Source organism: Ruegeria sp. HKCCA6837 (genome assembly GCF_013034475.1).
Taxonomy (GTDB): domain Bacteria; phylum Pseudomonadota; class Alphaproteobacteria; order Rhodobacterales; family Rhodobacteraceae; genus Ruegeria.
In genome coordinates, this window is sequence record NZ_WQGD01000008.1 from 57,989 (window position 1) to 76,310 (window position 18,322).

Annotated in this window: 13 protein-coding genes; 5 read left to right on the top strand and 8 right to left on the bottom strand. The window is 58.7% G+C overall.

From position 1 onward, the window contains the following. Positions 1–3: 3 nt before the first annotated feature. From GOV91_RS12690 to GOV91_RS12705, 4 genes are read left to right on the top strand one after another with little or no spacing between them, the layout of a single operon-like run. Positions 4–1,488, top strand: coding sequence for an aldehyde dehydrogenase family protein (locus GOV91_RS12690; RefSeq protein WP_171235782.1), 1,485 nt, complete (start codon positions 4–6; stop codon positions 1,486–1,488). Next, on the top strand, positions 1,485–2,747 hold the full coding sequence (locus tag GOV91_RS12695; protein WP_171235783.1) for an aminotransferase class I/II-fold pyridoxal phosphate-dependent enzyme: 1,263 nt from the start codon (positions 1,485–1,487) through the stop codon (positions 2,745–2,747). The genes GOV91_RS12690 and GOV91_RS12695 overlap by 4 nt, the downstream gene beginning before the upstream one ends. Next, a complete protein-coding gene (locus tag GOV91_RS12700) occupies positions 2,748–3,761 on the top strand; it encodes a glutamate cyclase domain-containing protein (protein WP_171235784.1) in 1,014 nt (337 codons plus the stop codon). A 19-nt stretch (positions 3,762–3,780) separates the two neighbouring features. Next, entirely contained in the window at positions 3,781–5,040 is a 1,260-nt protein-coding gene (locus GOV91_RS12705) for an aminotransferase class V-fold PLP-dependent enzyme (RefSeq protein ID WP_171235785.1), read from the top strand. 43 nt (positions 5,041–5,083) lie between these two features. Here the strand turns inward: GOV91_RS12705 and GOV91_RS12710 are convergent, their stop codons facing one another. From GOV91_RS12710 to GOV91_RS12745, 8 genes are all read right to left on the bottom strand, one after another. Continuing rightward, on the bottom strand, positions 5,084–7,498 hold the full coding sequence (locus tag GOV91_RS12710) for an FAD-dependent oxidoreductase (protein WP_171235786.1): 2,415 nt from the start codon (positions 7,496–7,498) through the stop codon (positions 5,084–5,086). A gap of 5 nt (positions 7,499–7,503) precedes the next feature. After that, complete coding sequence (locus GOV91_RS12715; RefSeq protein ID WP_171235787.1) at positions 7,504–9,921, bottom strand: FAD-dependent oxidoreductase; 2,418 nt, start codon at positions 9,919–9,921, stop codon at positions 7,504–7,506. 4 nt (positions 9,922–9,925) lie between these two features. Next, complete coding sequence (locus GOV91_RS12720) at positions 9,926–11,344, bottom strand: trimethylamine methyltransferase family protein (RefSeq protein WP_171235788.1); 1,419 nt, start codon at positions 11,342–11,344, stop codon at positions 9,926–9,928. Between the two features lie 261 nt (positions 11,345–11,605). Beyond that, a complete protein-coding gene (locus GOV91_RS12725) occupies positions 11,606–12,844 on the bottom strand; it encodes a Tm-1-like ATP-binding domain-containing protein (protein ID WP_171235789.1) in 1,239 nt (412 codons plus the stop codon). 25 nt (positions 12,845–12,869) lie between these two features. Further along, the gene (locus tag GOV91_RS12730) at positions 12,870–14,354 is read right to left on the bottom strand and encodes an aldehyde dehydrogenase (RefSeq protein ID WP_171235790.1); all 1,485 of its coding nucleotides are present in this window, start codon (positions 14,352–14,354) and stop codon (positions 12,870–12,872) included. 6 nt (positions 14,355–14,360) lie between these two features. Beyond that, positions 14,361–15,881 carry a tripartite tricarboxylate transporter permease gene (locus GOV91_RS12735; protein ID WP_171235791.1) on the bottom strand — a complete coding sequence of 507 codons (1,521 nt, stop codon included), beginning with the start codon at positions 15,879–15,881 and terminating at the stop codon, positions 14,361–14,363. A gap of 7 nt (positions 15,882–15,888) precedes the next feature. Then, positions 15,889–16,425, bottom strand: a complete 537-nt coding sequence (locus GOV91_RS12740) for a tripartite tricarboxylate transporter TctB family protein (RefSeq protein WP_171235792.1) — start codon at positions 16,423–16,425, stop codon at positions 15,889–15,891. Between the two features lie 63 nt (positions 16,426–16,488). Further along, positions 16,489–17,418 (bottom strand): tripartite tricarboxylate transporter substrate-binding protein, encoded by a 930-nt coding sequence (locus GOV91_RS12745; RefSeq protein WP_171235793.1) that lies wholly within the window; start codon positions 17,416–17,418, stop codon positions 16,489–16,491. Positions 17,419–17,525: 107 nt separating this feature from the next. Between GOV91_RS12745 and GOV91_RS12750 the strand changes: the two genes are divergently transcribed. Next, positions 17,526–18,305, top strand: coding sequence for an IclR family transcriptional regulator (locus tag GOV91_RS12750; RefSeq protein WP_171235794.1), 780 nt, complete (start codon positions 17,526–17,528; stop codon positions 18,303–18,305). The last annotated feature ends 17 nt before the right edge of the window (positions 18,306–18,322 follow it).

Consider the following 18,322-nt stretch of genomic DNA (forward strand, 5'->3'; position numbering starts at 1 on the left):
GGGATGACGACACACCTGGAACCGAAACTGCCCGAAGCGGGTTTGGCCGGAAGCTATATCAACGGGGCATGGCACTGGCCCGAAGGGCGATTAGTGGTCGAAAATCCCTCGCGTCGCGCACCCATCTGCGAGGTTGGTCGTGGCACGTCAACCGAGGTCGACTTGGCCGTCGAAGCCGCCCGTGCCGCGCTCCCAGCGTGGCGCGTTTTGGCGGCAAGCGAGCGTGGCAAACTGTTGACCGAACTCGGCCGTCGCCTGGAAGAGAACGCCGAAGAAGTCGCCCGCGTGCTGGCTGCTGAAAGCGGGAATGCGATCAAAACCCAGTCACGCGGAGAGGCATTGGGCTCGGCGGGCGTTCTGAAGTATTATGGTGGTGTGGCGGTTGAGCAAAAGGGCGAAACCCTGCCGCTCGGCCCTGGATTGCTGAGCTATTCGACGCGCGAGCCACATGGGGTTGTGGGCTCGATCATCCCTTGGAATTCTCCATTGCAGCTTGGTGCGGTGAAGATTTCGATGGCGCTTGCCACCGGCAACTGCCTGGTGTTGAAACCTGCCGAAGATGCGCCCCTGGCAATCCTGAAACTGGCTGAACTTGCGGATGGCCTGTTTCCACCGGGTGTTTTTAATGTGGTCACTGGGTTGGGAGAGGAAGCTGGTGCAGCGCTTGCTTCGCATCCGGGTGTCGACAAGGTGTCCTTTACCGGTTCAAGCGATGTGGGCAAGTTAATCGGCCATGCCGCCGCCGACCGCATCGCCAAGCTGACGTTGGAATTGGGTGGCAAATCCCCGACCATCGTCTTCCCTGACGCCATCGCCAATGGCCGTCTGGACAGCACCGCGCAGCAGGTGGCAAATGCGATGCGGTTCATGCGGCAGGGCCAAAGTTGTACCGCCGGATCGCGCCTGTTTGTGCACAAGGATATCTGGGATGAGTTGATGCCGAAGGTGGCCGAGAAATCGGCAGCTTTGAAAGTGGGTGATGCGCTGGATCCAGACGTGGATATGGGCGCGGTAGTCAACGCTGAACGCTATGGCGAAATCCGCGCTTTTGTGGCCGAGGCTGAGGCAGAAGGGGCCACCTTCCTCATCGGCGAAACGCCAGCGGAAGACCCGGCTGGTTTCTGCCCGAACCCCACCATCATCACCGGGGTTGATAACAATTGGCGCATCTCCCGTGAAGAGGTGTTCGGCCCTGTGATGGTTGCGATCCCCTTCGAGACCGAAGAGGAGGTGATCGCCATGGCAAATGACACTCATTACGGCCTTGCTGCCTTCCTGTTCACCCATGACGTCAGCCGCATAACGCGCCTGACGCGCGCTATCGATGCAGGCTGGATTCAGGTAAATCAGGGCGGCGGGCAAATCCCTGGCATGTCTTATGGCGGCACAAAGCAATCGGGCATGGGTAGCGAATACTCGATTGAGGGAGCGCTAGAGGCATATACATACCGCAAATGCGTCACAATCAATATAGAGGGTGGCGCGTGAGCACGGACCGGTTCGGCAATGCAATTGACCCGGGCGTGGGATATGCTCGGGGGGCGCTGCTTCGGGGCTCGGGGGATGAGGTGCGCAGGTTGGCGCAGGCCGGTCGCGTGGCCAGAGATTTCGTGGTCCGCGAAGGCATCGACAAGATCGCTATCTGTACCGGTAACCTGCGATTTTATCCCGCCACACCGGACGATCTGAGCCTGCTGTGTGAGGAGTGGATTGGTCCTGGCCTGTTCGGGGAAGAGCTGCGCAAGGCTGCTATCGCGCATCTGGGTGGACAGGGGCATGAGGCGGCGGCAGTGATCAACCGCACCAGCGCGGGGATCGTGGCGACTGTGCTGGCGCATTCCGGGAGCAACCCGGTGCTTTCTTTAGTGGCCGCAGGCGACCGCAGCCATGCCTCGGTTCTGCGCGGGGCACGGCTGGCTGGGGTGCCGGTGCGTGAGGTTCATGATCTGGACGCAGTGCAAAAGGCCCTTGCCGAAGACAACCCGGCGCTATTCGTGATCACGCCTGTCACCTCGGAACTGTCGATGCTGGGCGATGATCTGATCCGCGATGCCGTTACGGCTGGGAACAAGGCGGGCTGTGTCACGTTCCTGGATGACGCCTATGGCGCGCGGTTCCGCCCGGTGCTGTACGGCGGTGGAGCGTCGCTGTCCTTTGGGGCTGATCTGGTTATCACCAATGCAGACAAGGCTGGCCTGTCTGGCCCGCGCGCTGGTGTCCTGTGTGGTGAGGCTGCGGCGCTGGTTCCTGTGCAAGCGAAAGCGAGTGAGCTTGGGATGGAGGCTCGTGCCCCCGTCGCCGTGGGTGCAATGCGTAGTCTGCAAGGCTTTACCCCCGATCTGTTGCTGCAAGAGGCGCGGGATGGTCAGGACCTGGCCGAAGCGCTGGACAGCGTGCTGCGGGAAGGGCGCATCACCCGGTCGGCTCTTGGTCCAAAGATCGATGAACAGGACGCGATGGAGATTGTTCTGGGCATGGCCGGGGCCGACAGGTCAGAATTGGTGCCAGCCGAGGTGACCGCGGCCATTGGTATGTTAATGCTGCAGAGCAAAGGGATTGTCACGGTTAACACCCATGGGCAACCCGGCGGGCGTGTCTCGATTCGGCTCAAACCGACATCGGGTGCTGTGGCGAGGGCTGGAGGTGCAATGGCGGTGGCTGACTGTTTGATGTCGGCAATGCGCCAGACTGCGCGGCATTTGCACGACAAGACATGGTTTGCGGCAACACTGTTTGGAGACACGTGAATGGCCGATACGGCTTTGATCACCCGGCTGGATAATCGACTGGACCAGCTTGTGAACATCGATATGGGCGAACGCGGCGTTGAGCACCTGTTCGAGGCAGCCCGTGCGCTGGAAGGCCGGTCGCTGGTTGGGGCGGCTGCGGATGCGCTGATGGCGGTGCCAGAGGGTGGAACAGTTGTGTTGACTACCGGATCGGTCTCGCGGGCCTGGATCACGCCTGATCTGGGTGAAAACGATGGCCCCTCGGGTGCGGCAGCGATTGCGCGTGCGCTGGTACTGGCCCGCAATGTGACCTGCGTCATGCTGTGCGAGGAAACTCTGCTGCCTGCGATCCAGAACACCTGTCAGGCTGCCGGGCTTTTCCCCGTCACGCTGGAACAGGCGGCGATTGCGAAGGCAGACAAAAGCCTTGCCACGATTGTTATGCTTCCCTACGCCACCGATGATGCGGACGGGAAGGCGCAGGCCGAGACCCTTCTGGCCAAGCTGAACCCTGATCAGTTGTTCTCGACCGAGCGTGTCGGGCGCAATGAATTTGGCGTCTATCACTCAATGCGCGGTATCGACTATGGCATGGGTCGCGCGCGTGTCGATTTCCTGTTCGATCTGGCACTTGAGCGCGGCATCGCAGTAGTGGCGGTTGGCGATGGTGGCAACGAAATCGGGATGGGTAAGGTCGCCGACCATGTGAAGGCACATGTCCCCTACGGAGACACATGCCAATGTGGTTGCGGTGGTGGGATCGGCGCTGTGACAGGCTGTGATGTATTGGTGACGGCTGCCTGTTCCAATTGGGGCTGTACCGCGATTGCTGCTGCCATGGCAGCGCGTGCGGGCAACGCCAAACTGCTGCACACACCAAACCGAGAAACCCTTCTGCTCGACACAATGGTCGCCAACGGCCTGATCAATTCAACCCAAGGGATCGTCGACGACAGCGTCGATGGGTTTCCCCGCCAAAGCCATGTCGCGGTGGCCGAGCTTTGCCGCACGATCGTGAGCCGCGCGCTCTGACAACTCACAGGACTAAACTATGATCCAAGACAATCCCGCCCTTATCGACGCAATCCGTGACCGTTTTGCTCATGTCGACAGCTGCCCGTTTCAGGGCGAGCGCATTTTCTTCGAAAACGCTGGTGGTGCGCTGACATTGAAATCCGTGGTTGAAACCTCAGCCTTTTATGCCGCAATCCCCGACAACCCAGGTCGCATCAACCCGGCGGGGCAGGGCACCCAGAACGTGATCAACAAGGCCAAGCAAGACCTGACCGTCTTCATGAACGCGTCATCGGGTCAGTTCTTTGCAGGGGAAAGCGGGACAGAACTTTTGTTCCGCTTGATCCGAACCGCCTGTTTGACCGCTCCAAAGGGGGCAAAGGTGATCGGGTCGTCCATCGAACACCCCGCCACTCGCAGTTCTGCGCGCCGGTGGGCCGGGATCGCCGGGCTGGACTATGTCAATGTTGCACATGACGACGATACCGGTTTGGTCACGCCCGAGGACTATGCTGCACTCATGACTCCGGACGTGGCGGTAGCAACGATCCTGCATGCCTCGCCCGTGACCGGTATGGGTATGGACGTTGCCGCAATCTCGGCCGCCGTTCGTGCGGTGGCCCCCGATTGTCTGATAATTGTGGATGGCATTCAGCACGCAGCCCATGGGCAGCTGGATCTGGATGCCTACAATGTCGATGGCTACGCGATTTCACCGTACAAAGTGTTCTCACGCCATGGCTATGGCATTGCTTGGATTTCCAACAAGCTAAGTGCTGTTCCGCACGACATGTTGATCGACGCTCCTGCAACCGGTTGGGAGTTCGGCACACGAGACACCGGCTCTTATGCTACTGTTTCTGATGTCGTGTCGTATTTCGACTGGCTGGGTGGAGAGGTTTCGGATGAAACCGAACCCCGCAAACGGATCGAGGCTGCGGGTCGAGCCATCCATGCCTACGAAACGCATCTGACCAACACTGCCATCAATGGCACTGGCAACCTGCCAGGTCTGCGCGATATGGATCACGTCACAATTCTGGCCGGAGCGGACAACCCTGCCCGCGAAGGTCTGGTGTCGATCGTTGTTGATGGCCATTCATCCGAGGATGTGGTCGCCACTCTGAACGCGAAGGGTATCCGAACCCATGTGCGCAAGGCCGATCATTATTCCGGCAACGTCCTGAATCCGCTGGGTTTGCCGGATTGTATCCGCATCTCGTTCTGCCATTACAACACCGAACAAGAGATCGCGCGCCTTCTGGCTGCCGTAAAAGAGATGGGTCAGGACGGCTGACCCCACAGGTTTACAGCGTTAGATATTGGAGATGCGCGGTTCCTTAACCGCGCATCTTTTCGTTTCCGGGATCATAAAGTGCGCGCAGGCTCGCCGTTGTGGCGATGGTTTTTCCTGCAACCATGATTTGATAGCTGCGTGTGGCAAGCTCTTTCATAGCCATCCCGTCGGGACGTGTGACATAGCCCATGCCAATTGCACCGCCTACGGTCCACCCATAGCTGGCCGAGGTCAAACGCCCGACAATCTGGCCGTCGCACAGTATCGGCTCCTTACCAAAGACCAGCGCCCCTGGGTTTTCCAACTGGAAAGACAGCAACCGGCTTGTAGACCCCGCAGATTTGCGGGCTTCGATGGCAGCTTTGCCGGTGAACTCGGTCGCGAAGTCACAGGCAAAGGTAAGGCCGCTTTCGACCGGGCTGTCATGTGGTCCGATGTCGTGGCCCCAGTGGCGAAAGCCCTTTTCGATGCGGCATGAGTCAACTGACATGCCGCCACATAAGCGCGGTGCATCGGGCGCAGCCATGATTGTTTCGAACACCTGCTGGGCGAACTCGGCAGGGATGTGCAACTCCCATCCCAGCTCACCCACATAGGTGATCCGCTGTGCCCGGATCGGAGCATGACCGACATACAATGCCTGCCATGCTCCGAAAGGGAACGTGTCGTTCGACAAATCGGCATCGGTCAGCTTGGCTAAAAAGTCCCGCGCGCGCGGTCCCATCAGGGCCAGTGTTGCCTCGGACGAGGTCACGTTGACCACGGATACATCCGTACCTGCCAGCTGCGTATTCAGCCAGTAGTCCGTCTGCGGCTCAGCCCCGGCCGAGGCCATGACCATGTAGCGGTTTGCATTCAGGCGTGCGACGGTTACGTCTGCCTCGATCCCGCCTTGCGGGTTGAACATATGGGTGTAGACCAGCGCGCCCGGCGTCACGGCCATATTAGCCCCGCAGAGCCGCTGCATCTGTGACTCGGCATCCTGCCCGTCGACGATGAACCGCCCAAAGGTCAGGTCGATGCAGCCCAGATCGGTGCGCAGAGCCTGATGTTCAGCCTGCCAATCGTCGAACCACGGCTCGCATCCGAACCCATCCGTCATCTCGCGCCCATAGTAGAGCGGACGTTCCCAGCCATTGGCGCTGCCGAATTGTGCGCCCACGTCGCGCAGGTGGGTGTAGTAAGGCGTCCGGCGTAGACCGCGCGCCTGTGTTTTGCGCAAGTAGGGCCAATGCATCGCATAAGCATGGCCGAGCGTTTCGGCCGCCTTGGTCGCGGTGTAGCTGCGCGCGTTCAGGCCCGGCACGATGCGGCGGCTGTCCACATCGGTCAGGTCCATGGTCATGTGACCGGCCATGATCCATTCGGCCAGCGCCATGCCCGCGCCGGGGCCGTTCTGGATTCCGGTTGAGTTGAAACCCGCGGCGACCCAATAGCCCGCCGCATCCGGAACCGGGCCCAGATAGTGTTTGGCGTCGGGGGTAAAGCACTCCGGCCCGTTGAAAAACTTGCGGATACCGGACTCAGCCAAGGCTGGAACCCGCTCCATCGCGGCTTCAAGGATGGGAAAAAGGTGTTCCTCATCGCAGGGCAGTTCGTCGAATTCGAACGTCTCGGGCAAACCGTCCTTGGGCAGCCACGGTGTTGCGTTTGGCTCGGAACAACCGATCAGAAGCTTGCCCGCCTCTTCCTTGTAATAGGCGTATTCATCCATCACTCGCAGGACAGGCAAGTCACCGGTCACGCCCTCAATCGGGTCGGTCACAACGTAGTAATGGTTGGTGTAATGCAGCGGAATCTGCACCCCATTAGTCAGGCCAAACTCGCGCGCCCACATGCCGGTGGCGTTGACCACATGTTCGGCGCGGACCAGACTTTCGGCGGTTTCAACGCCGACAACGCGACCGCCTTCGATCACAACGCGGGTGACCTTGGTATCTTCAAAAACCTGCGCGCCGTGGGCCCGCGCGCCCTTGGCCAGAGCCATCGTCGTGTCGATGGGATTGGTATAGCCGTCGCCGGGAAACCAGAACGCGCCCTTTGCACCGTCGACGGACAGCAGAGGCCAGCGATCCTGCGCCTCGGTCAGGCTGATCTCTTCTGCGCGCAACCCGCATCCATGGGCATAGTCGACCTTGCGCCGCAACTCCTCCATACGCGCCTCGGAAAGCGCCACGGTCATCGAGCCGTTGCGCTTGAAACCGGTTTTCTGCCCGGTCTCATCCTCAAGGCTTTCCATCAGGTCGAGGCCATACTTCGCCAGCGCCGACATGACCGGAACCCCCTGCGTTTCGCTGACCAGACCTGCGGCGTGCCATGTCGTTCCGCTGGTAAGTTTCTTACGCTCGAACAAGGCGGCGGACCAGCCTGCCTTGGCGAGATGATAAGCGGTCGCGCAGCCGACAATGCCGCCACCAATGATAGCGACCTGAACGTCCGTCGGAAGAGATTTCGCCATGGGTCTTATCCCCGCAACCGGTCGTTTTCAGGATCGTAGAACGGCACCGTCGATACAGTCGCATTGACCGGAACGCCAAGCACTTCGATCTGGTATAAATCACCGGGCTGCGCCGCCTCGGTCAAATAGCCCAGAGTGATCCGCTTGCCGATGCGGAAGCCGGTGCCGCCCGAGCTGACATAGCCCACCGGCTTTCCATCCCGGCAGATGGGGTCGGAAGACAGCGCGTCGGCGCCGTGGCCGTCGAGTACGAAGGCGGTGAAGTGATAGTCTTTCGGCTGCTCAGCCTGCGCCAGAAACGCGTCGCGCCCGACAAAGCTGCTTTTCTTCTTGCTGACAAAGCGATCCAGACCGGCGTCAAAGGCAGTATATTCGATGCCGAAATCAGCGCCCCAGCCGTGATAGCCTTTCTCAAGCCGCATGGCGTTCAGCCCGTAAGAGCCGAACTCGACAATGCCGTGATCAGCACCTTGTTCCATGATGGCGGTATACACACTGACCAGATCGGCGCTGCGCATGTGCAGTTCCCAGCCCAACTCACCGACATAAGATACCCGCAGCGCGATGACCGGTGCACCTGCAATGGTGATCTCGCGCACCGACATCCAAGGGGCGTTTTCTTTGGACAGATCATCCTTGGTCAGCGGTTGCAGCACGTCTCGGGATTTTGGTCCCATGATCATCAAGGCAGCGTCAAACTCAGAGCCTCGGGTCAGGGTCACGCCCTCGTCCGGCAGGAATTTCGACATCCAGTCGTGATCGCGCTGATCGGCCAGAGTCGGGCCGCAGAGCAGGTATTTGTTCTCATCCAGCCGTGCAATCGTGGCCTCGGACCAAATCTTGCCCTTGGGGGTCAGCATATAGGACAGCTTGACGCGGCCCACGGCGGGCATTGCGCCACAGAAAACATGATTGAGGAACTCGGTGGCCTTTGGTCCTTCAACCTCATACCGGGTGAAGCCGCCGTTATCCATCACACCAACCCGGTCGCGCACGCCTTCGCATTCAGCTTTGACCGCATCGTGCCAGACCTCGTGATGGAAGCTTAGCTGGCTATCATCCTTGATTTGGTCCGTTTCAAACCAGAAGGCGCGCTCCCACCCGGCGACCTGTCCGAATACCGCGCCCTTAGCCTTGAGCTTGTCATACAACGGGGTGGTCTGCACGGGACGGCCCGATTTCCACAAGCGATGCGGATAAGGGATCGCGTATTGATGCTCGTACAACTCACTTGATCGTTTGACGGTGTAGTCGAACGTCGCCCATTCCTCGCCAAAACGACGGGGATCCCAGAAGGACATGTCCCATTCGGTTTCGCCCTCGGTAATCCACTCGGTCAGGGTTTTCGCCGCTGCTGCTGAGTGGGTGATACCCACCGGGAAACAGCAAGCGTGGTAGAAATTCGGCAGACCAAAGGCCGGACCACAGAGCGGCGCGCCATCGGGGCTGTAAGGTATCGGGCCGTTCACGAAGCGGCTGACCCCGGCCTCGCCCAATAACGGCACATGTTCCAGCGCGGCTTCGAGGATTTCGGCGATGTCGTCGACGCTGTCGGGATAAAGCTGGTTGGCAAAGCAATCGGGCATCCCGTCCAGCCATGCGGGCCGCCCTTCGTGGCCATATGAGCCCAGCAGCAACCCGTTCCGCTCGCGCCGCAGGTAATACATGATGTCCGGGTCGCGGACGAGGGGGAAGTTTTCCAGGTTCGCTTCCAGTTCCGGCAGGCTTTCGGTGACCAAATATTGGTGTTCCAGCGTTACGACGGGCAGTTTCTGGCCGACCATCTCACCCACCTGGCGACCGTAATACCCGCCTGCGTTGATCACGATATCGCAGACCACATTGCCCTTGTTGGTCTGCACCTCCCACTCACCGGAAGCGCGGCGTTCAATGCCGGTGACCGTGGTGAACCGCGCAATCGCCGCGCCCTTATCCCGAGCGCCTTTGGCCAGAGCCTGGGTCACTTGCGAAGGATCCACATCGCCTTCATAGGGATCAAGGATGCCGCCCATGATGCTGTCGCCCGAGCTGAAATAAGGGTGCATGTCATCCATTTCGGACGGGGTGAGCATCGCCATGTCATAGCCCAAGCCTTTCGAGATGCCGACAAGATGGCGGAACAGGTCCATGCGTTCGGGTGTGTGGGCGGGCCAGAACGCGCCGGTGTGGCGGTAGGTGATCGGATAATCGACCTCTTCCGCCAGATCCTTATACAGCCGCCAAGCATAATTGCCCGCGCGCATGCCGCCCCAGCTGTTGGCATAGGTCGGTATATTGCCCGCCGCGTGCCAGGTCGAGCCGCTGGTCAGTTCGTTCTTTTCGATCAATAGCGCGTCGGTCAGACCGGCTTTGGCCAGATGATAAAGAGTCGAGACACCAACCGCGCCGCCCCCGATGATCACAACTTTGGCTTGGCTTTTCATGTGCTTAGTCTTTCAAATGGATAGGCATGCGGGCGCGCAGGGCGGCCTCGATGTCGGCGGGCAGATGGGACGGTGCGGGCTGTGCTTCGATCTCGGCAACGCGGGCTATGGCCTTGTCCCAGACAGTTTGCGCACCACTTTCAAGCCAGTCATTGACGCTCTGGCGGTCGCCCAAAGACGGATAGACGTATTCCTTGGTCATCAGATCCAGGGTCTGAGCAGTGCCGAGGAAGTGCCCCTCGCCGGTCACTACCTGTTCGATCATGTCCAGATCAATCGAGCCTTCGAACATTTCCACGCCGCGCACCGATCGCAGGATGGCCCCGCACATGTCGTTGTCTATGACCAGTGCTTCATTGCTGGCGGCCATGATCGAGCCCAGCATACCAACAGACAGGTTGATCATATCGGCCCCGCTCTGTGCCGCGAGCGCGATAGTGTATCCCTTTTCATAGCCCGATTGTGTATCGGCTGTCTTGGCATCTGTCATACCTGCAGACACGGTCGAAGGCAGGCCAAGGTTCAAAAGCAACTGCGCCGCAGCAGCGTTGGCGACCGCAGCCTCGCCCGACCCGCCGGTCATCGCACCGGTGCGCAGATCGGAAATGAAGGGCAGAAAAGCCAGAATGCATGGAAAGCCCGGTTGCATCATGTTGACCAGCACCAGACCGGCCAAGGATTCCGCCAAACCCTGCGCCAAGGCGCCAGCCAGCGCGGCCGGGCTTGTGGCCCCGGCCTGCGCCGCAGAGCAGATTTGCAACGGCATCCCCAACCGCACGCATTCACGCATTACCCCGCAGGCTTCCTCGGCCAGTGTCAGCGGTGGCACCACGTGACAGACGGACGCAAAGCAGAAGGGTTGCGCCTTGAACGTCCCCTCACCGCCCAAAGCCGCGTTAAACATCTCAACCACGGGGGTCACATTGGCGGGCTCGAAAAAGCTTGTGCCGATGGGTTTTGAGGTTGCCTTCATCGCGGCAAAAGCTGTGTTGATGTCCAGCGTCAGCGGGTCTTCCAGATCTCGCGCCACAACGGGACGCAGGGAATAATGGATGTTGTCGCAGGCATCAACGATGCGCATCAGGCTGTGCAAGTCCTGCAACGTGCTGTCGCGAAACGTATTTGTAGCGGCGTCCAGCACCTGTACCGCTGCACCGCCGGTACCGATATGGACGCGGCCGCCTCCAATCTCGATCCCGCGATCCCGAATGAAACCGGGCAGTTCTACGCGTTTACACGCCCCCGCGATTATGTCTTCAACCAAAGAGCGCGAAAAGGTGATGCGCCCGTCGTCCCGTTCCGTTGCGCTATGCTCCAACGCCAATACGCGAATGTCCTCCGGCGCACCGGACACACCAATCCGTTCCAGAATATCAAACGCCGTATCGTTGATATGGGCCAGTTTGCTGTTGTCCAGTGGCATGAACCGCCCTCCGACGGGCGGCGTTGTCAGCTTTGGAGTTTCGGAACCGGGGGCCCTTCTTGATCGTGTTCGCCGCATAAGCGCGTCCTAGATAAGGTGTTTTCCCGCGCATCTTAGAAAGGGTCAAGTTTTAGCTCAATTCCATTATTGGCCGATTTTTGTGAATGAATTTCATGCAAAGTAGGCGCGTGCTTTAAGGGTCTGATCGCCAGAGTAACTGCATCAAACCAGTGGTCTAGGCACTTGCGTTGGTCGTGAAGGCTAAGGCGAGGATGTCACGATGCCACGTTCGACCCACTCATCGAAAAGCGCCAAAACGGCGTCGCAGAACGCCGTATCGTTGATATGGGCTTCCAGTTCAGTCATTGGCACCTGATCCGGCATCACTTGGCGAGCTTCGTCGATCATTTCCGCCAGGGCCTGTGGGTCATGCGCCTCTTCGCCTTTCTTGTCCCAGGCCTCGATGCCTTGCAGCGGCAAAAAGAAATGCACAGGCCCCTTGGCCGCACCCAATCGATTGGCAAGTTCCCGAATCCAGGCACGCCGTTCGGCGCCGTTGAAGACCGAGCTTTTGATCAACCGGTTGTGTTCATGAAAAGGGCGATCGGCATAGTGTTCGGGGATGTCCTGCCAGCCCGCAAAATCCAGCAAGTCCAGCGCGCCGGGGGCGACCATCTGCGGGATACCCATGCGCCCGGCATTGGTAACCCGGTCCTCACCGCTGGACACGACAGAACCCGCCATCAGGTTTCCGAATTCCTGCATGCAGAAATCCATCACACAGGCGAACGCGCCTTCGCTGGCCAGTTTTTCAAAGGCCATGCCGCCCATCCCTGTGGAATGGAACACGGCCACTTCAAAACCGCGCTCTTCCAGTGCTGGTTTGAGGGTCTTCATGTACCGAAGACAGGATGATCCCAGGCTGGTCATGCCAACCAGCGGCTTGCTACGGTCCGGTACGATGGCAGCCTTTGCCGCGCCGACCACGGCTCCAGCCGCCTGACTGAGCGAAGATTGACAGATTGAATTCATGCCGTAGAGGCCGCCCGCCCAAAGGATCATCTGAATATCGGGGGCCAGCCGATGTGGTGGGATAAGCGGTGAGAAGCTGACGGTTGAGACGATGTATTTCGGCACACCCATCGGCAGCGCCTGCGCACAATCCAGCGCAAGGTCGGTGCCCATTGTGCCACCGGTGGCCAGCATCCCGTCAAACCGTCCGTCGGCATAGGCCCGCGCAACCACTTTAGCGGCCCCGGCAGACATGATGCGGAAGGCTTTGTTTTCGTCTCCCTGGGCGATGACCTCATCAATTGTCATGTCACCAGCCGCGGCCACGTCATGTTTTGAGATGTCAACTGGCGCAGAGGGGTCTCCCAGAACGGACACATCCATCGTCAACACATCGGCACCCTGCGTTTGAATTGCCTCTTCGATGAACCGCATTTCGGGTTCTTTGGTGTCATAGGTGCCGATCAACAGGATAGTCTTATTTGTCATTTGTGCCTCCCTTACCCCTCAGCGATCAGAGTTTGATCCAGGCGGTTTTCAGGTCGAAGTATTTTTCGATCGCGTGCAGCGACTTGTCGTGTCCGTTGCCGGATTGGCGCACGCCACCAAGGGGAACACTCAGGTCTGCGCCACCATAGGTGTTCACATGGACAACCCCGGCACGAATGCCTGCGACCATGCGATGTGCGCGGCCCAAGTTCGAGGTCCAGACCCCACCAGCCAACCCGTAAACGGTCGCGTTTGCCAGACGGATCGCGTCTTCTTCGTCCTTGAAGGGCGTGACGGCCAGAACAGGGCCAAAGACTTCGTTTTGGAACAGCGTGTCAGTTTCTTTCACCCCGGCCATGACGGTCGGCGCCATGTAATAACCACCAGTCTCGGTCAGAATACGGGCGCCACCTGTGCGGCGCTCAGCGCCTTCCGCTTCGGCTTTGGTCACGAAATCCAGATTGGCCTGCAACTCGGACAGGCTGTGAACCGCGCCGATCTGGATGTTCAGGTCCAACGGATCGCCAACGCGAAAGGCTGAGGCGTGGTGGGTGATTTCGGAGACGAAGTCCTCGTAAATTTCCTGTTGGACCAACAGGCGCGATCCGGCGACGCAGACCTGGCCCGAATTGCGGAATATACCAGCGGCTGAAACCTTGGCCGCTTCGGCAAGGTCCGGGGCATCGGCAAAGACGATGTTCGGCGATTTGCCCCCCAGTTCCAAATAACAACGCTTTAGGTTGGAGCGTGCGGAATATTCCAAAAGCCGCCTTCCTGTCGCGCCGGACCCGGTGAAGACAATTATGTCGACATCCATCGACAGCGCCAACGCTTCGCCCACAATTGGCCCGCGCCCCGTCACCACGTTGAACACGCCGTCTGGCACCCCGGCCTCAGCTGCCAGTTCGGCGATTTTCAACAGGCTGAGCGAAGCGCTTTCTGCGGGTTTCAAGACCACGGAGTTGCCTGCCGCCAACGCCGGGGCAATTTTCCAGCTACCGATCATCAAAGGGAAATTCCACGGCACAATCGCGCCGACAACGCCTACGGGTGCGTGATGTATCAGACCCAGAACCTCATCGCCCGTGGGAGCGATCTGGCCGTACAGTTTGTCGATGGCTTCGGCATAATACCGGAACGTTGCCGCAGCCGAGAGCGCCTCTGCTTTATAGGCCATGTTGATCTCGGTCCCGTTGTCGCGAACACCCAGAACAGCAATCTTCAGCGCTTGGGCTTCGATCAGATCGGCAAGCTTCAGCAGCACTTTCTTACGGCCCGCAGGGGCCATTCGTGACCAGCGCCCATCTTCAAACGACACCCGCGCCGCGCGTACGGCGGCGTCGACATCTGTGGCACTGCCTTCGGCGATCAGCGCCAGCGGCTGACCGTTGATCGGTGAATGAGCTTGATGCTGAGCACCGGTTTTACCATCCTGAAAGCGGCCGTTTATGAAATGTCCGCGCGGAGTGATTTCCTGAGTGCGCAGCGCGTCAATCGAGGATTGATCCATGAGGCGTTATCCTTGCTGTGTCGTGTCTTCGTCGAGAACCGGTTGCGGTTTGACGCGGTCTTTGTGTTCCTGGATCAGAGAGCGGATGTGCAACAGGATGATCCCCAGGATCATCACAAACAGGATTGCCGCGATGGGCCGGTCGATGAAATCAAGCGGTGATTTCACCCGAGCCATGGCGCTGCGCAGTTTGACCTCCATGATCCCACCCAGAACCATACCCAAAATGATGGGCACGATCGGCAGGTTCAGGCGTTTCAGGACCAGGCCGAAAACACCGAACCCGGCAGCAATCGCGCAATCCGTGATCGAGTTTCGCAGGCTGTACACGCCCACAAAAGAAAGGGTCAGGATCATAATGCCCAGAAAGCGGGTTGGAATCTGAATGAGTTTCAGCAGCAGATTGGTCGAAAACAGCAGAAAGATCAGAACGACCACGTTCAGAAGGATCAGCGCCATATACAGCGCCATGACAAAATCCATCTGTTCCGCAAACAGTTGCGGGCCGGGTATCACGTTGTGGACGTAGAAAACCGACAGCATCATCGCGGTCAGAGCCTCACCCGGAATACCCAGCGCCAAAAGCGGGATCATTGCAGCCCCCGGAACAGCATTGTTGGCGGCCTCAGACGCCACCAGACCTTCGGGCGATCCTTTGCCAAACGCATCAGGGTCCTTTGAGCTCTTCTGAGCGTAAGTGTAAGACAGGAACTGGGACGTGAATTCGCCGGTGCCCGGTACCATGCCCATGAGAACGCCCAGTGATGACGACACAGTGGCGATGCGCTTCAGGCCTAAAAGCTCTTTCAAGCCGGTAAATATATTGCCGCGAACATGTGCTTCGCCGGGGGCGTGTTCCTTGTCGACCAGCAAAAGCAGTGCCTGGCTGATTGCAAACAGACCCAATACGACAACGATAAGATCGACGCCCGACGACAGCCAGGTTTGTTCAAACGTGAAGCGTCGCGTGTATTTGACAGGCTCCAGCCCCACTGTGTTCAGGAAGATGCCAAAAAACGCCAGCATCGCAGCGGAAAAAGTCTGCCCGCGATGGGCCAGGATCACCAGCAAAATACCCATGAAAGCGGCCAGAAAAATCTCGCGACTGCCGAAATGCGGGGCGACCCAGGCCAGAACGGGTGAAAGGACGATCAGGCAAAGGATCGAGAAAATACCACCAAAGAACGAAGCTGAATAGGCCAGCGACAAGGCCCGATGGCCTTCGCCACGTTTGGTCATGGGATAGCCGTCATAGGTGGTCAGGGCGTTCACGGCCGTGCCAGGGGTGTTGATCAGAATGGCCGGGATTGCGCCACCATACATGGACGACCCGTAGATGCCCAGCAGAAGGGTCAGCCCAACGATAGGTTCGAAAGCAAATGTAGCAGGCAACAGGATCGCGATGGCCACGGCGGCGCCCACGCCGGGCAATGCGCCAATGATGACGCCCCCGACAGAGCCGATGATCAGCGCCACCATGACCTGCCATTGGGCCAGAATTGCAAAGCCGGAAATCAGATCGTCCATTGCGGCCTCATAGATAGGTCAGCGCAAAGGCGCGCAGCCCGTCGGGCAGGTATTCATAAACGCGACCCGCGGGGATGTTCACCTGCAGCAGCGCCCGAAAGACGATTGCGACCACAGCGCCAAAGACAAGGGCAATGCAAAAGGCACCTGGTAAACGAAACCCCAAACGTACCGTCAGAAGGGCTGCAAACAGCATGGTCGAGGGCAGGTATCCAAGCCATGGAACCGTAACAACGTAAATCAGAAAATAGACAACGTATTCGAGCGACTTCAGCCAAAACGTGATCTCTCGCAATCGGCCGGGAATACGTGGTGACAGGAATGAGCTCAGCAAATGCAGACCGCTGAACACAACCATGCCCCAGATCGCAATGGTTGGCCACAAAGCAGGCTGCGCAAACCACTTTGTTCTTTTGACGACTTGTGTTTCAGAGCCGAGCTGGCTGAGGAGGAACAGCGAGAACACAAAGAACATAGTGGCAAACACGATGTCCCCGGGGCGTCGATAGCGCCGGAACATGTCTTGCAAGGTCTTTGCAATCATCGTGGCCTCCTACTTGAAAGAAAGGGCCCGGCAGTCTTTCGCAATAGCCGGGCCCGTTCGGCTTTATTCACCCAAGATTGCTTCGATCTTGGCAAAAGAGGCCTTGTCCTGCTCGATCTGAGCATTGGAGGCATCAGGATCCTGCCAGTAAATGAGAGCGCCGGTCTCCTCTGCCAATTGTTTGGCCCTGTCAGAGCTCAGCGCCTTTTGTGCCGCCGCCGAAATCTTTTCACGGGCGTCTGCTGGGGTGTCCTTGTGGACAAACAACCCGTTCCACAGGGCCAAAGGCAGATCCGGGTTCAGTTCCACGATTGTCGGTGTTTCGGGCACCAGCGAAATCCGCTCGCCGCCGATGCTGGCAAGTACGTTCACCTGATCCAAACACGGCAGGATGAGCTGAAGGGTGGTGTTGATTACGTCGACATCGCCGGATGCCAGAGTGTTGCAGTCCAGCGCGTCAAACGCCGCTTCGCTGGCAAAGTCGAACCCGCTGCTGACGGCAGCGGCAAAGGTCACCTGGGTCGGTGGCAAAACGGAACCGAAATGGCCAAGTGCGACGTCGTTTTCCTTGCCGTGTTCCGCCAGCTCCTCCCAGCTTGAGAAAGGCGCATCCTTGCTGGCTGCGATCACGAAGGGATAGGTCAGGAAGATCCCGATGGGATCAAACGGGTTGGGGTTGAGCTCGGGGATGCCGATTTCGGGACCAATGACCGGCACACCGATGACAAAAGACCCGATGGTGTAGCCATCTGCGGGGGCGGTTGCCACCTCCACAGCACCGGGGAACGGGCCACCGCCACCGCCGGGTTTGTTTACGACGGCGGCTGGAACGCTATACATGGCTTGAAATTCATCGGCGATCATCCGCGTCAGAACATCTTCCAGATCGCCCGGAGGCCACGGCACCACAAAGCTGACCGGCTTTTCAGGGTACTCCGCCAGAGCGGCGGTTGCAGATGCCACTAAAGCCGCAGCTGTAAGAAATTTCTTCATTGACTCCTCCCAAGATGGTTCATTAATTGAACCTCGTTAACAATAATAATGTTGCTTTGTTAAGTTAGTTCTGTCAAGTATTCCCTGAGTAAGAGGAAGTGAAACACATGGGAACAGCCCTTAATGCCTTAAAAATGCTGGATTACTTTTCAAGCGCGCGACCAGAAATCGGGCTGAGTCACTTTGCGCGATTGTCCGGTTTGAACAAGGCAACCGCGCTGCGTCACCTACGTGCGCTTGAAGAGTACGGTCTGATCGAGCAGAATCCCATGACCAAGTCTTATGCTATCGGACCTGCAGCCTTGCGTCTGGCAGCGCTGCGTGAAATCGCACGGCCGGGCATCGAAAGTGCGCGTCAGAAAATGCAAATAGCGATGCAGCACGTTGGGGAAAGCCTGCATCTGTCACTGTTGGAAAAGACCGGGCTGCAAACCGCATTGGTGGTTGAAACAACGCGGCACAGCGTGCGCGTCAGCCTTGACCCCAGTGAGATCCTGCCGATCAATGCAACGGCTTCGGGTCTTTGTATGCTCAGTTTTGGCCCGACCAGTCTTATGGAAGATTTGGATCACAACGAGCAGGTCCGCTTCACAGACGCCACGCTCATTGATCCTGAACTCATCAAAGAACGTGTTGCGCAGATCAGTGTCTCGGGTTGGGCCAACAGCAACGGCAGCTATGAAGAGGGCGTCTTTGGATACGCCGCGCCAATCTTTGGCATTGATCAAGTCGCTCTGGGGACCATCGCAATTGCTGTGCCCGAAGGCCGCGCCACCGACGACCGCCTGCCATCCATTCTGTCTGCATTGCACGCACTTTCGACGGACCTGACCGCCGATTTTGGCGGTCAGTTGCCCGACACTTTTCCAACTGAATTCCACCCGTGACCGAGGGTGAACGATAC